The sequence below is a fragment of the Nitrospira sp. genome, assembly GCA_016715825.1.
GTDB lineage: Bacteria > Nitrospirota > Nitrospiria > Nitrospirales > Nitrospiraceae > Nitrospira_D.
Window position 1 is genome coordinate 387,377 of sequence record JADJXO010000001.1, and the last position, 14,370, is coordinate 401,746.

Consider the following 14,370-nt stretch of genomic DNA (forward strand, 5'->3'; position numbering starts at 1 on the left):
GAGGCGCGATGCCGATTACTCAACGAACGTCACCCAGGGCCACCGTGGTACACATCGACGATGTCTTTACGCACCGGAACCGGAAAGACTTTTCCTATGCGGTGAAGACGTTTAAGGAGTCCACGAGCACCCATCTGATCGTCAATTTGCGCGATGCCACGTATGTGGATAGTGCCGCGGTCGGCTTGCTGGCGCTGACGTCCCAACAGCTCACGGCGGACGAGCGGATGTTCAGCTTGGTCGGGCCACAAGGCACGGTCAAAACGATTCTTGAGATGGCAAATCTTGACAGGATGATTCCTGTGTTCCCGACCGAGGAGGCGGCAACTGCAGCTCGACCCGCATGAGAGGAAGATACAACCTGATATTGAATGGAGGAGGAAGTCATGGCCATGCAAGTGAAGGAACGTCCTGTGCCGAACGGTGTGGTTCTGGAGTTGACCGGCGATCTCACGTACGCGAATCGTGAACAATTCAAAACGGCCGTCGAAGCGGTTCGACAGAAGGGCTGCCGGCACCTCATCTTGAATATGTCTGAGGTGCGATTTGTCGACAGTTCCGGATTAGGCCTGCTCGCACTGGTGTCGCAGAATTTTAAATTGGGCCAAGGGAAAGTGAGTATGCTGAAGCCGCAAAGTTACGTGCGAGAAATTATGAGCTTAGCGAACATTCAGAGGCTCATTCCTGTCTACGATAGTGAGCAAGAGGCCTTGGCCGGACAGCAACGGGCGGCGTGACGCGTGAAACGTCGCTTGTGAAACGTGAAGCGTTGTTCGTGAAGCGTGACGTGATGGGAAGTAATATGAAGCATGAAACGTCAGAATCTGAAACGAGAGACGCTTCACGAGAGACGCTTCACGCAGTTGGGGCATCACGGACCGTGCTGGTGGTGGACGATGAGCCGACCGCACGTATCGCGATGGCGGCGCGACTCAAGCGGCTTGGGTATCGTGTGATCGAAGCGGTCGACGGTAAATCCGGACTGGATGCGCTTCGTCGGGAGCGACCGGATCTGACGATTCTCGATTGGATGATGCCCGATATCAATGGTCCTGCCTTTTGTGAACGGGTCCGTCAGGACCCTGAACTCCTCACGAGTCAGATTCTCATGATGACGAGTCACGATCAGCCTGAGCAGATCGCCGAGGGGTTGGCCCGTGGGGCCGATGACTTTCTCAGCAAGGCCGCCAGTAAGTACGAAATTATGGCCCGTGTTCAAACCGGGATGCGCGCTGCGAGCTTGATTCGACGATTGGAAGATGTGACGGAGGACATTCGCCGGAAGCAAGCGATACTCGAGCACGAACTCCAGTCCGCCGCACGCTACGTCGAATCGTTGCTCCCGTCACCCGGCACCCTCGTGCCCGGGGTGCGGATGGTGCATACCTATCGTCCCTCTCTTGGCTTAGGAGGCGATCTGTTCAACACCGTGTCGTGGGGCGATGGGGTGCTGGGACTGTATCTGCTCGATGCCTCCGGACATGGTGTGTCGGCGGCGCTACGCTCTGCCTCCCTTGCCACGTTCTTACGCAGAGGCAATGTGCTTCGCCATGTCGGGTCGACTGATCCCGGTGCGATCCTCACGGAAGCCAATCGACAGTTTCCACTGACGGAAGACGGGAACTACTTTACGATCATTGTTGCCAGACTTGATACCCGAACCTGGACGCTGTCCTATGCGACAGCCGGGCACAACGGCGCCTTTCTTCAACGGTCCTCAGGAGAGGTGTGCTGGTTAGCTCAACCCAATTTGCCGCTTGGGTTCGACGGCTCGACGACCTATGCCACGACGGATCTGACGATCGCGCCGGGTGATCGGCTGTATCTGTTGAGCGATGGTCTTTATGAAGTTCCGGACTCACACGGCGAATTATGGGGACAAGAGCGACTGGAAGAGACGATTCGCCGGTTCGGCATGGCGCCCATGACTGAGGTGGTGTCCGGGGCGGTTGCCGAGGCGATCAGATGGCAAAGCCATGAACAATTTCCCGATGATGTGGCGTTGATGGGGGTTGAGATTGCTGTGTGACAGTCAAGACGGTTGGTCGCCGAAATTGATTGAAAGCACGTTTCGCGTGAAGCGTCAGAATCCGGATACGAAATACGCTTCACGAACAACGCTTCACAGATTGGTGTGATCGTATGAGTCAGAATCCGATCTTCAGTCTCGATGAAGCGCTTTCTCGAGTCGATCACGATCGAGAGACGTTTGAGATGATGATCGACCTGTTCCTCGAACACGGACCAAAAGACTTAGCCGACGCGAAAGCCGCACTGGGTGTCCAGAACGCGGTCGGCGTGGCCCGATCCAGTCATCGGCTGAAGGGAGCGATCCTTCAATTCTGCGCGCCGGCTTCCCTTGACGCGTGCAAGGCATTGGAGGACACGGCAAAGACCGGCAATCTCCTTCATGCCGACGCGCTCTATGCTACGTTGGAACAGGAACTCCACCGTCTTCTGGGCGCCTTGCGCCATGAACGGGACAAAGGACTTGCCGCATGACCACGACGAGCATGGCGGAGCAACTGGTAGTCGTCGACTCGTGCCGGGAGACTCAGGCGCGCATCGCTCAACATTTGCAGGGGAGGGGGGTTTCGGTGGTGGCGGTGCACGATCCGCTATCGGCACTGGCCACCATCGACTCAGCCGCACCGAGCATCGTCCTCACGGAGTTATTTCTTCCTGACGCATCCGGGCTCACGTTGGTGAAAGAACTCAAAGCCAGACATGGTCCATGCTCTGTGATCGTGATGGCGCGAGATGCACCGGAACCGATGATCCTTGAGGCGCTTCGGATCGGTGCGGCCGACTATCTGCATAAACCTATTGCCGAAGAAGAATTGGCCCACGCGATTCAGCGCGCACGCGGTCTTCTGCCTGGAGATCTGGCGGATGTTCAGGGGGTGTGCCGATCGGAGTATCAACTCACCGTTGATTCAGATCCTGCCCATATCCCCGGCATTATTTCCTGGCTGATGAAGACGACAGCATCGACCTTGTCGCCGATGCGACGGTTACATCTCCAAGGCGCACTTCAAGAACTCCTGTTTAATGCCATCGAACATGGAAATCTGGAAATCTTCTATCAGGAGAAGCAAGAGGCGCTGGCCGACGGGCAGTATGAACAGCTGCTCGCTCAACGCTTGGCCCAAGCTCGGCTGAGAGATCGGCGCGTGGTGATTCATGCCCTCTACGAGAAACGCGGTGAGAGTCTGGTCTATCGCATTACCGATGAAGGGAAGGGCTTTAAATGGCGGAGTCTGCTTATGCGCTCACAGGACGTGTGTGAATCGGAAGACGCCAATGGAAGAGGGATCTTTCTGACTCGTTCATTCTTTCCTGGTTTAGCCTACAACGAACGCGGTAATGAAGTGACGATCACGGTACCGCTCGACTAAGTTTCATGTTTCATGTTCCAAGTTTCATGTTAAGTCAGAGGCCTTAAGAACGTGAAACCAGAAACGTGAAACCTGAAACTCCTCCTATTCCATCAGAGAATCCGCAAGTATTCCACGGTACTCTCGCCTTTGCTGGCATCGCGTCTCAGCACCACGAACGAAGTTTTGGTGGTCTCGTTGATCGTAATCGCCAGGCGTGCCGAAAAATAGTCAGACTTGATGTCGTAGTCGTTGCGCAACGTCCTGCCGATTTCTTGAAAGCTGCTGACTCGATCCAACTCGACCTTCGTTTTGTAGGGGCGTCCTTGAACGATCTCCATCGCGATGGATTGGGTAATGCTTGGGTCGAGCGTCTGAATGACGATCGGATCAGCTGTATTCAGGTTAATGGGCCCTCCACCTTCCAACGGGTGGACCGTGACATAGGGCTCGATTCGTTCGATGATCTCCGATGTAAATCCCTTAATGAGCCGGAGATCCCCGAGCCCAGGCAACGGCGAATTGGCGGCCCGATAGGGCGGTCGTAAGGATTGATAGTACAGGCTCTCCGCGCCGGCCGGTTGGGGGGCGTCATCTTGGTCGATCCAATCGATCAGGGCATCCACCAAGTTCGGACTGACTTTCAGCAGTTCGAACAGACGTCTGACTCTGAAGACTTTCTTCTTCTGTTCCAGTTCACCACCCGACGTCGACGCGAGATCGTTGAGGTTGACTTTTCCCGTTTCATCCTTGATCTGCGCCGTGAGGAATCCGTCGCCGATGGCGTAGTGTTTGATCGGCATGCCCCAGATGTCGGTCGGCGCGTCGTACTTTTGGCCGGTCATCTTTTCCCGTAAGAGATCCTGCGCCAAGACGGCACGCATCGCCTGCACGGCAGCCCGTGTCAACATGCTGGCCTTGTAGTCGTCCCGAAAGGTCGCTGCCGCTCGGTATTCGCGGCGCGCCTCGGCATCGAATTCAAGAATGAGGGCGGTGAGGAGAGTCAACACAAGGAGTGCCAACAGGAGCGCGACGCCTCGTTCGTCAGCTCTTGGCATAACTCAAGACCCGAATGGTGGCGTCCATGTTCACCGGGTTATCGAACTTTGGGCGCATTTGGAGATGGCGGACCTGGAGATCGTAGGGCGCTTGGTCGATCGCGACGAGTAACGCCAGCACGTCCGGCAGTTGCACACCTTCCAAGCGTAGATCGACGGCGGTCTCTTCATAGCCTTGGGCGAGCGTCTGTACTTGCGGCTGCATGCTGGTAATGCGTTCGCGTATGTGCGCGGTCGTGGCCGCCTCCTCCATGAAGGTGAGCAGCGAAAAGTGATGTTCCTGTGTGGGCATCCGACGTTCGATTGTTGCCAAACGATCTCGTTTGACGAGATAGTCTTGACTCAACAGCGCCAACTCGGTGAGGTCTTTTTGTTTGCGTACGGCTTGACGGTCAAGGCGATCCAATGTGTCGAGCAAGGGGTCCACGATGAGCACGAAGAGGAGGCTCAGCCCGAGCACGATGCCTCCCATCAGGACAAGCGTCTGCTCCCGTTTGGACATGTGGTGCCAACGCTCTCGAAACTGTTGCATCATGACGGCTTCACCGTGACGGTCATTCGAAATACCACTTGATTGGGTGCGGCGCCCACACGAGTTTCCGTGACCGCAACATCCGCGAGCTGAGCGCTGCCGACGAGGGTTTGTTTCACCCGTTCGACGGCGTCGAACGAGGTGGTCTCACCTTCCATGAGAATCACCGCTCCATCGACGGTCAACTCGCGAACCTTGACCGTTGTCCCGGGCGGTAGTTGCTTCATGAAGACGGATAGCGTGCGCAAGACGGTCTGGCTTGTGGTGTCGACGAGACCAAGGGATTTATCAAGCTGGCCGATGTGGTATTGGGCCAAATCCAGTTCTTCTCCCGGCGCGGCCCCCGCGCCAAAAAATTGCTCATACCGGCTCTGTAAGGCCGCTTTCAGCCTGGTCACCCGTTGGTCTTGCAGCATGAAGTGTACGGTGAAGTCTCCGACCGCCAATAGGGCGATGACCAGAACCGCAATGACGGCCAAACGCCGGTCCTGTTTGCTTGTGATCGTGTCCGAAGACGTTGCTTCCGTCACACCCTTCAGATCAAGGGCCAGTCCGAGCGGAGACGATTTAAATCGCCACCGTGGCCTGATGATCTTCGGGTGAATCGCGAGACCGAAGGCGATGGAAAAGGCTCGTGGCGCATCAGCCCCGAACCCCTGGCGTGGCCCCACCGGATAGAGTCCCAATTGTCGCGACACATAGTCCCCGATTTCCAGTAGCTTGGATCCGCCTCCACAGATCCAGGAGTGCGTCAACCGACCACGTTCGCTTCCTTGATAGGCTTGCAGCGTGATGCGCAGCTCCCGCAAGACGGGCTCCAACAATCCATGTACCTGATCCACCGCGAGCGTGCGTTTGTGACGTTCAGCGTCGGCAAAACTGCAGGCATGACGGACTGCCAAGGCATGGGTAAGGTGGTTGCCGCCCCAGAGGATGGTTCGAAGCACGACAGGACGCCCTCCCTGAACGAGACAGAGCGTGGTTTTCGAAGCGCCGACGTCGATGATCGCCAGATCCGGCGGTACGGTTCCCCCTTCCTCTTGCAGGTATTGGGTGACGGAAAAGAGTGCCATGGCATCCACGTTGATCGCGGATGGCTCCACATCGGCTTGGGCGAGAAAACGAAGATGCTCGGCGACCTTGTCTCTGGGTGCGGCGGTGATGAGCACTTCGGAGCCTTTGACTTCCCGTACGACGCCTTCAATGGGCTGCTCCGGTGGGAGTACGAGGCTTCCGACCGCCAGATCTTCGAGCGGCATGGGGACAAGATTCTCGACCTCAAAGGGCACGACCTGTGCCAGCTTGGCCGAATCTTTGAATGGAAACGAGAGCGTCCTGACAAAGAGGTCCTGACAGGGGATGGCGGTCACCAAGCGGTCGGTGGCGTAGAGGCCATGTTGCCAAATGAAGCTTCGTAAGGACTGTACGCGTCGAGCCGGTTCGAGGTCTTCCGGACGTGAAAACGGCATCGGGTGCTGGAAGTAGTCGATGGTTTCACGACCACTCAGGCGACGGCGGAATCGGACGGCCTTTAAGCCGGTTTGCCCCACATCCAGCCCGACACATTCATCTACAATGGCCATGAATTCAGCTTCCTCATTCGTATCGTGTTTCTCGTTTCGGGTTTCAAGTTCCAAGTTTCAGGTACTCCGCGAACATGAAACTCGAAACGTGAAACTTGCAACCCGAACTCCATACTTTACAACGCGATCCTAGCCTGTGCCAAGGTTCCTACGATCTTGATGGTCATGGGCGTCCCAGAAGGCGGGGCGGGGAGGCCCAACGATCCGGCTTTGGAGGCAAAGCCCGGGCCAGGAATGACCGTGACCGTGAGTGCAAGTTGGCTGTGCGGCATCGGTTCCTGAAGCGTGATCCGCCCTTCTCCCGTGAAGGAGCCGTCGATCCCTTCGCCATTCATGTGTGTGACCTCGCAGAGGAGGTCTCGGCATGAGAGGCCTGCCGAAACCGAGCTGAATGTCAGCGACAAGGTTCGATTGTTCCCGAGTGGAATCTGATCGATTGCCAAATCCGTTGCCTCGGCCGTCCATGTGCCTTCACCCTTCATGAAGGTGGTCGTAGACTCTCCGGACGCGACGCGATGCGAGAAATCTCCATTCAATGTCCCTTTGGTGACATATCGGCGGAGGATTTTCGAGAGATCCACTTGCTGAAGCTGTCCCTTGATGGTCATCGGCCCAGAGAGAGAGAAGGATGAGGCGGTCAGCGTGCCCTTGGCGAGGCTTGTACGCGAGGATGTGGCATCCAGCTGTACGACGACATCGACCCCCAGTGTTCCTCCGAGGGCTTTCAGCACTCCGAGTTTGGCCTGCACCACGGCCATCTCAATCGGGGTGAGGTTCGGCTTCGACAGGGTGACGTGTTGCCATTCCAGACTCAGTGGTATCCCCATGGACCAATCAGCGACTCGAACGTCCATCCCGGTGGCTCGCGTGAGTTCCGCCACCAAGCGTGCGTGGAGCATCCCGTACGGAAAGGTGAGCAGGAGGCAGATCGCCACGATACCGATTCCGGCGACCATCCACGCTATGATCCTGCCCCATGCTTCAGGCAATTTCTCAGGCCAGTGAATGGTCATGCTGTACCGATCGTGACCCATTCCCGCACCGTCCAGGGTACGGCATCGGGGTAGAGAAAGGTGACCTCGATCAACACGGCTCTCGGCAACTTACTGGCGGACGGCCATTCGTCGAGCCAAATTAAATTCTGGTCGTCATAGTAGCGAACATTGAACGCGTGGACCCGATCGGCTAGTTCCATCTGGTCCAGTGTCTCGTCCGTGTCGGTCAGCGTATAGAGATTCCTGCGAACGAACCGGATCAAGCGATCACGCTCGCGCGTGTACACGACCCGAATGGTTTCGCCTTCTTTCCTTGTCGAGGTACTCAATTCTTGGCTCATCGCAAGAAACGCCAGTGTGTCGGCAGGCTGACCTTCGTATGTTCCATTCATTCCAACCCAGGGATAGGCGAGACTGCGCTTGCTGAGGGCAAGCTCTTCCGCCATAAGGCGCAAAATCTTTCTCACTGTCTGTTCCTTTGCGACATGCTCTCGTCCTCCCTCGACGGCTTGGGTGGTCGTGACGAGCGAGGCGAATACCATGGCGGCGATGGTGCCCAGTAATGCCACGGCGACCAATACTTCGACGAGTGTAAAGCCTGCTTGGCGCTTAAAAGGTGAGTCGTCCCGCGAAGACATAAGTGCTTACCTCCAAGCTCTCCTCACGCTCAGCGCGAGGCCAGGTTACTTTGATACGAATTTCGCGTATCAACTCCAGTGGAGTCGGTGCGATGGTCTGTTTCCATCGATATCCGACGGCCCTGGGTGTGGTGTGGGTCACGGGCTGGGCCCCGAGGGGTACATGCCGGAACTCGCCCACGGTTTCGCCGATGGCATATTGTCCCAGTAGTTCGACTTCCAACAGCTTCTCCTGAGCCAGCAATGTCGCGACCGTCAACTCCGAGGCTCTGTCTTGGAGATCCAGATCAAAGTTTCTCAGGCCAAGGAGAACCGGTAATGCGATCGCGAGCAAGGCGATGGCAAGCAGCACCTCCAGCAGCGTGAATCCTGTCTCATTAGCGTTGGTTTGGCGTCTGCTTTGAAGCATCTTGGCCTGTCGAGGGTTTGGGAAGCCCGTCCGTCACCGACCCTGCGGCTCCCGTTTGCAACCTGGGCTTCAGCAGAGTTCTGACGCGGTCAGGGATAAAGCGAGTTCGCGGAATGTCGAATCGTTCCTCACTCACCCGAATTCCACCCGTCAAGGAATCAACGGCCAGACCTAACAGGTTATTCTTGGAATCCATGAGGTACATCGTGACTGGCTCGATCCGGCCATTGGTGAAGAACGACACATCGGCGCGTCCCGACACATGTTTGTCTTGGCCGATTGAAACCTCGGTCAGACGTATGGATTCGGGTAAGGCGCGAGGAATCTTCCAGCCTGGATCAAGCGGGAGGCGCTCTTCTTTGCCTTCCACGAGCATCATCCAGTAGAGCCCTCGGTCGAGATCAAAATACAACTTCAACGGGGTCTGTTTTGCAGCGGCCTCTCCCTGCAGGGTTCGCAGCACAGCGATCAACGTTCTCCCTGTTGACCGGAGATCTTCCTCAAAACTAAACCGGGGAATCAGGATGGCCAGAATGCCTCCAAGAAGAAACAGGACGATCAGCATCTCCAGGATGGTAAAACCGTCGACAGAGCGTGAGGGGTGAGATGCGAGCGGTGAACCGTGAACCGTGAACCGTGAAACCCGAGGCATGAGAGACAAGGAAGATGGCGAGAGAAGAGCGGCCTGAGCCTGGCCGGCGGAGGATGGACCTCGAAGCGCCGATCGCTGATGGCTGACCGCTGAGAGCCTGATCCCGAGCCAATGGCTGATCACTCTATGACGTCCTATTCTTTATCCAAATTCCAATTGGTGATGTCGGCATTCACGCCTTCGCCGCCGACCTCTCCATCCGTTCCGAGTGAGGTGATTTCGTAGTCGATTCGTTGATCTCCTCGTTGGACGGGGCTGATGTATTTGTACGGATTGCCCCACGGATCCTCCGGAAGTTTCGGCAAGTACCCGCCGATTTTCCATTTCTTCGGCACCACACCGACGGACGGCTTTTCTATGAGCGCTTTGAGGCCCTGTTCTGTGGTCGGATAGACGCCGTTATCCAACTTGTAGAGTTGCAGTGCGCCTTCGATATTTCTGATCTGCACTTTCGCCGCGGTTCGTTTGGCGTCATCAGTTCTCCCCATAATACGGGGCACCACCAGCGCCGCGAGGATGGCCAGAATGGCCACGACGACCATGATCTCGATGAACGTAAAGCCGGCGGAAGATCCGCGGCTCCGTTGCATGAGGCGGGTGATCACGACACAAAACGGATGCGGTACGCGTGGGCGTGCCGCCTGCTCGCGCTGCTGTTCTGAATCAATCATCGTCAGTCCCCCTTTTGTCGATCAACGTAGGCATGTCGGTGGGTTCGTCTTGCGTGTTCATCGTATCATTTGGCCCATTTCGAAGATGGGCAAGAGGATCGCAACGACGATGAAGAGCACAATCGCACCCATGACGAGAATCATGATCGGCTCCATCAAGGAGGTCAAGCGGGCAATCACTCGCTCAACCTCGCTGTCGTAAATTTGACTCACGCGCCGCAGCATCTCTTCCATTTCCCCGCTTTTCTCACCGACGGCGATCATATGGGTGACTAAGGCGGGAAATTCGCCGCTCCGTTTCAAGGGGTCGGCAATGGTCTCACCTTCGCGGATGTTTTGCCGCGCGCCTTCCACCGTTTCTTCGAGCACGCGATTATTCATGACCCGCTTGGAGACGTCCAGCGCGTCGAGAAGTTGAACCCCGCTTGCCAACATCGTGGCCAAGGTGCTTGTGAGCCTGGAAATCGACACCATTCTGGCGACGTCGCCGATCAGCGGAAGTGTGAGTGTCAGGCGGTCGGCGACCATCCGGCCTCGCGAGGTTTTGGTAAATCGCTGTATCAGGTAGAGTCCGCCGATGCCAAGTCCGGTCAGCACCATCCAATAATCGGCCATGAATTCGCTGACCGACATCAAGGCCACCGTCGGCCACGGCAAGGCCTGCTTCTGCTGCGCAAACACCTGGGTAATCTTGGGGACGACAAACGTGATGAGAAAAAACAGGATAATCGTCCCGATCACCAGCATAATGACGGGATAGAGCATCGCATTCGTGACCTTGTTCCTCAGGGCCTGTTGCTTCTCGAGAAACTCTGCGAGTCTGAATAGGATCTGATCCAGGGCTCCGCTGGCCTCTCCGGCTCGTACCATATGGACATAGATAGGAGAAAAATCCTTCTCATAGGTTTCCAAGACGCTGCTGAGGGCCTTCCCACCACGAATCTGTTCTCGGATGTCGGCGAGGAGGCCTTTGATGGGTTTTTTTTGGGCTTGATCCACAAGGACGCCAAGCGCATCGACAAGAGGGAGGCCGGCGACCAAGAGGGTGGCAAATTGCCTGGTCAGCAATGAGAGGTCGGTTGCCGAGAGAACGGCGGACTTCTTCGTCGGGCGTCCGGTCTCAATGCGGTGTTTCCCCTGAGCCCGAGCCGCTGGTTGGCCTTGCTCGACGACATCGGTCGGATACACGCCCTCTTTCCTGAGTTTGAGCCGTGCAACCTTGGCATTTTCCGCGTCGATAATTCCTGCGGCGGCTCCGCCGTCGCTCCGGTATCCCTGATATTGATAGACCGGCATGATCAGCGGACTCCGAGGAGAACGTGTGTGGTCCACGGCTGCTCGATCGTTCGACAGCCATACGGATGAAGCGAGAGGTGAAGTCGGCGACGCATCATCTAATCGACGTCAACCTCTTGCTGAGTGATGCGCATGACTTCTTCAAGCGTGGTGTGGCCCCGGACCACTCGTTCGGCGCCTTCTCGCTTCAACGTCACCATGCCTTTGGCGATTGCGGCTTGCTTAATGGCGGTGGAGTCTGCTTTGCTCCCGATCAGACGTCGAATCTCGTCGTCGAGCACCATCAGCTCAAAAATACCGGTTCTCCCACGATACCCGGTCTGCGAACAGGCGGCGCAACCCGCGCCGCGATACAGCGTGACGTTCGAGCCGGCTGGAATATCAAGACGATCGAGTTCCTCCGCGCTTGCGGGATAGGACCGTTTGCAATCCGGGCAAATCCGTCTGAGCAACCGTTGAGCAAGGACGGCGACGACCGAGGACGCCACGAGAAACGGCTCGATGCCCATATCGATCAGACGCGTGGCGGCGCTTGCGGCATCATTCGTGTGCAGCGTGGAAAACACCAGGTGTCCTGTGAGGGAGGCGTGAATGGCGATCTCCGCCGTTTCACGGTCGCGGATCTCTCCGATCATGATGACGTCGGGGTCTTGGCGAAGGATCGACCGAAGGCCGGCCGCAAATGACAGATTGATCTTGGGATTCACCTGCATCTGGCCGATGCCGACGAGTTGGTACTCGACCGGGTCCTCGACGGTGATGATATTCTTGTCCGGTGCATTGATGTGGCTCAGGGCGGCATAGAGGGTCGTGGTCTTTCCACTTCCGGTCGGGCCGGTGACGAGAATAATCCCATGGGCGAGTTGGATGAGTTGGTGGATGACCGAGAGTCGTTCCTTCGAAAATCCCATTTCAGAGAGGTTCAACAGGCGATTTTCTTTCTCCAATAATCGCAGCACGACCCGTTCGCCGTGCGAGGTCGGCAACACCGACACGCGAAGGTCGACATCTTTTCCTGAAGTCCGAATGGCGAAACGGCCGTCTTGCGGTAAACGTTTCTCGGCAATATTGAGACCGGCCATGATCTTCAATCGAGCGATGATGCTGGCCTGCAAATGTTTCGGCGGAGTGAGGACCGGATAGAGCACACCATCGATGCGATACCGGATCACCAGCCCACGCTCGAACGATTCGAAGTGGATGTCGCTGGCTCGCTGTCGAACCGCCTGAAACAGGACCGAGTTGACCAATCGAATGATCGGAGCCTCATCGGTCGCATCGAGCAGATCTTGCGGCTCGTCCAGTTCGTGTGCCAGCTGGTCAAGGCTCCGGTTCGCGGCAATATCTTCCATCACCTGCTCAGCGCCGGCCGGATTCGCAATGTCGTCGTAGGCGCGGTTCAAACAGCTGAGGAGGCTGACGCTGCTTGTGAGAATAGGCTTGATAGGCTTACCCAAGAGTAATCGAAGGTCGTCCAAGGCGACGGTTTCAAGGGGGTCGGTCGAGGCGGTCAGGATCACACCCTCCTCAGAGCGGAGCGGCAAGACGCGGTATCGCCGACAAAACGCAATCGGGACCTTCTTGATGAGCTCATGGTCAACCTGGGTGGTATCAATCTGCGGCATCCACGTCATCTCAAACTGCTGCGCAAGGGCTTCCAGTAATTGGTCCTCACGCAGTGAACGAAGATGGAGCAGCACCTCTCCCAACCGCCCGCCTTTCTCCTGTTGGTAGGCGAGGGCTTCTTCGAGTTTGGATTCGAGGAGATGAAATTTGTCCTCGAGAATGCGTCCCAACAAGGGACGACTCAGGCCAGAATTGGGGTGCTCGGTCTCAGCCATGAAGCCCAGTTCCTTGATATCGTGTCATTGTTTACCCAGTACCACGAACGACAGGTTCGCGGAGCGCCCATCCTGATCGATGTAAAGATACTCTTCCTTCTCACAGCCTGGCAAGGACGTGCCGAGTTGTTTCTGTAAAATTAAGGTCTTGCGCGTCCCGGCCTGTTCCAACCGCGTTCAACTTGATCGCTGTATTGACAAAGATAGTCGGGGATGGGGTTCAGGGAAGTAAGGGGATGGCCGACTCCGGGTCAGCGTAATTCATAGGTGATCGTCGACTGTTGGTTGTTCCGAACCACATCAAGCTTGACGATCTGCTCGTTTTTGAGCTGTTGGAGCAGACTCAGCATGGTGCTGGGGTCACGGATGTCGACTCCGTTGACGCGCTGCAACACGTCTCCGGTCTGAACCCCGATCTTTTCGTAAAAGCTGGCCGGGGCGATGTAGTCCAATCGGTAGCCATTGACCGCCCCATTGGCCATATTGGGGACGGCTCTGGCCTGTGACAGGAGTTTGGGGAGATCACTCATGGCCTGTTCCACCTCTCGCCGATCGACGACCTTTCGCAGAGGAGTTCCGGAGGTCGATGGTTTCTTAGGAGGGAGGGGGGTGCCGGTGGGATTGACGGCGGCGGATGGGCCTTCCGCGTGCGCCAGCTCCAGCAACTCTTCCACATTCCCTTGGCGAATCACGACTCCGTTGCGACGGATCTCGGTGACCTCACCAAGGTCAAGGATCGATTCGTGGAGATGATACAACGACTGCTGTTTTGCCGAGAGGTCCTCAATAATGGCAAAGACTCCGCGCTGATCGCCCAGCACGACACCGATTAATCGCAGCTTGCCTGCCAAGCCGAGGGAGGCACGCACGACGGTACCGGAGCCGCCTCGACGCTCAGAGCTCGTGCCGCTCGTTTCTCCATCCTCCGGTGCCGGTGGAAGCAGGAAGAGGCCGCTTGACCGAATCTGCTCGACCGCTTGCCTGGGCGAATAGGACGTGAGCGCTGGAGCGCCTCCTGAGCCGACGGTACCGGCTCCAGGAGGAGGAGCAGGTATCAGGTAAAGTGCGTCTGCGACAAACGCGTTGATCGCGTGTGCCACAAGCAGCCCGCCCATGATCAGAGAGAGAAGCAGCCCGCCGCGACGTATCTGGTGAGTCGGAACAGTTGTCAACGTCTTGTTTCTCCTCCGTCCATTTGACTCATGGTACCTGGAGTGTCCAAGTGGCCGCAAGAATCTTTTCTTAACGATCTTTTTACATGATACGAGTAGACTAGTCTAACAAAGCGGGCAATAATGATGCATTCATTTAGGTAGGG

Annotated in this window: 16 protein-coding genes; 5 read left to right on the top strand and 11 right to left on the bottom strand. The window is 56.7% G+C overall.

Annotated features, from left to right (window positions below):
• Positions 1-8: 8 nt before the first annotated feature.
• The 5 genes from IPM58_01855 to IPM58_01875 all read left to right on the top strand — a co-directional run bounded on the left by IPM58_01855 (position 9) and on the right by IPM58_01875 (position 3,398).
• On the top strand, positions 9-347 hold the full coding sequence (locus IPM58_01855; GenBank protein ID MBK9305846.1) for an STAS domain-containing protein: 339 nt from the start codon (positions 9-11) through the stop codon (positions 345-347).
• Between the two features lie 39 nt (positions 348-386).
• Positions 387-737, top strand: a complete 351-nt coding sequence (locus tag IPM58_01860; GenBank protein MBK9305847.1) for an STAS domain-containing protein — start codon at positions 387-389, stop codon at positions 735-737.
• On the top strand, positions 734-2,029 hold the full coding sequence (locus IPM58_01865; protein ID MBK9305848.1) for a fused response regulator/phosphatase: 1,296 nt from the start codon (positions 734-736) through the stop codon (positions 2,027-2,029). Before IPM58_01860 ends, IPM58_01865 begins: the two co-directional genes overlap by 4 nt.
• A gap of 113 nt (positions 2,030-2,142) precedes the next feature.
• Positions 2,143-2,502: an Hpt domain-containing protein gene (locus tag IPM58_01870; protein MBK9305849.1), complete on the top strand. Its 360-nt coding sequence runs from the start codon at positions 2,143-2,145 to the stop codon at positions 2,500-2,502.
• Positions 2,499-3,398 carry a response regulator gene (locus tag IPM58_01875; GenBank protein ID MBK9305850.1) on the top strand — a complete coding sequence of 300 codons (900 nt, stop codon included), beginning with the start codon at positions 2,499-2,501 and terminating at the stop codon, positions 3,396-3,398. The genes IPM58_01870 and IPM58_01875 overlap by 4 nt, the downstream gene beginning before the upstream one ends.
• 92 nt (positions 3,399-3,490) lie before the next feature.
• On the opposite strand, the gene gspK is transcribed toward IPM58_01875, so the two are convergent.
• The 11 genes from gspK to IPM58_01930 all read right to left on the bottom strand — a co-directional run bounded on the left by gspK (position 3,491) and on the right by IPM58_01930 (position 14,224).
• On the bottom strand, positions 3,491-4,435 hold the full coding sequence (gene gspK, locus IPM58_01880; protein MBK9305851.1) for a type II secretion system minor pseudopilin GspK: 945 nt from the start codon (positions 4,433-4,435) through the stop codon (positions 3,491-3,493).
• Entirely contained in the window at positions 4,422-4,970 is a 549-nt protein-coding gene (locus tag IPM58_01885; protein MBK9305852.1) for a type II secretion system protein M, read from the bottom strand. The genes gspK and IPM58_01885 overlap by 14 nt, the downstream gene beginning before the upstream one ends.
• Entirely contained in the window at positions 4,967-6,550 is a 1,584-nt protein-coding gene (pilM, locus tag IPM58_01890) for a pilus assembly protein PilM (GenBank protein ID MBK9305853.1), read from the bottom strand. Before pilM ends, IPM58_01885 begins: the two co-directional genes overlap by 4 nt.
• A 116-nt stretch (positions 6,551-6,666) precedes the next feature.
• Complete coding sequence (gene gspN, locus IPM58_01895) at positions 6,667-7,563, bottom strand: type II secretion system protein GspN (protein ID MBK9305854.1); 897 nt, start codon at positions 7,561-7,563, stop codon at positions 6,667-6,669.
• Positions 7,560-8,183 (bottom strand): prepilin-type N-terminal cleavage/methylation domain-containing protein, encoded by a 624-nt coding sequence (locus IPM58_01900; protein MBK9305855.1) that lies wholly within the window; start codon positions 8,181-8,183, stop codon positions 7,560-7,562. The genes gspN and IPM58_01900 overlap by 4 nt, the downstream gene beginning before the upstream one ends.
• Positions 8,155-8,592 carry a prepilin-type N-terminal cleavage/methylation domain-containing protein gene (locus tag IPM58_01905; GenBank protein MBK9305856.1) on the bottom strand — a complete coding sequence of 146 codons (438 nt, stop codon included), beginning with the start codon at positions 8,590-8,592 and terminating at the stop codon, positions 8,155-8,157. Before IPM58_01905 ends, IPM58_01900 begins: the two co-directional genes overlap by 29 nt.
• Positions 8,561-9,367, bottom strand: a complete 807-nt coding sequence (locus tag IPM58_01910; protein ID MBK9305857.1) for a prepilin-type N-terminal cleavage/methylation domain-containing protein — start codon at positions 9,365-9,367, stop codon at positions 8,561-8,563. The genes IPM58_01905 and IPM58_01910 overlap by 32 nt, the downstream gene beginning before the upstream one ends.
• A gap of 11 nt (positions 9,368-9,378) precedes the next feature.
• The gene (gene gspG / locus IPM58_01915) at positions 9,379-9,834 is read right to left on the bottom strand and encodes a type II secretion system major pseudopilin GspG (protein MBK9305858.1); all 456 of its coding nucleotides are present in this window, start codon (positions 9,832-9,834) and stop codon (positions 9,379-9,381) included.
• Positions 9,835-9,972: 138 nt separating this feature from the next.
• Entirely contained in the window at positions 9,973-11,211 is a 1,239-nt protein-coding gene (gene gspF / locus IPM58_01920; protein MBK9305859.1) for a type II secretion system inner membrane protein GspF, read from the bottom strand.
• 98 nt (positions 11,212-11,309) lie between these two features.
• Positions 11,310-13,052 (bottom strand): type II secretion system ATPase GspE, encoded by a 1,743-nt coding sequence (gspE, locus tag IPM58_01925; GenBank protein MBK9305860.1) that lies wholly within the window; start codon positions 13,050-13,052, stop codon positions 11,310-11,312.
• Positions 13,053-13,303: 251 nt separating this feature from the next.
• Complete coding sequence (locus IPM58_01930) at positions 13,304-14,224, bottom strand: hypothetical protein (GenBank protein MBK9305861.1); 921 nt, start codon at positions 14,222-14,224, stop codon at positions 13,304-13,306.
• Positions 14,225-14,370 lie beyond the last annotated feature (146 nt).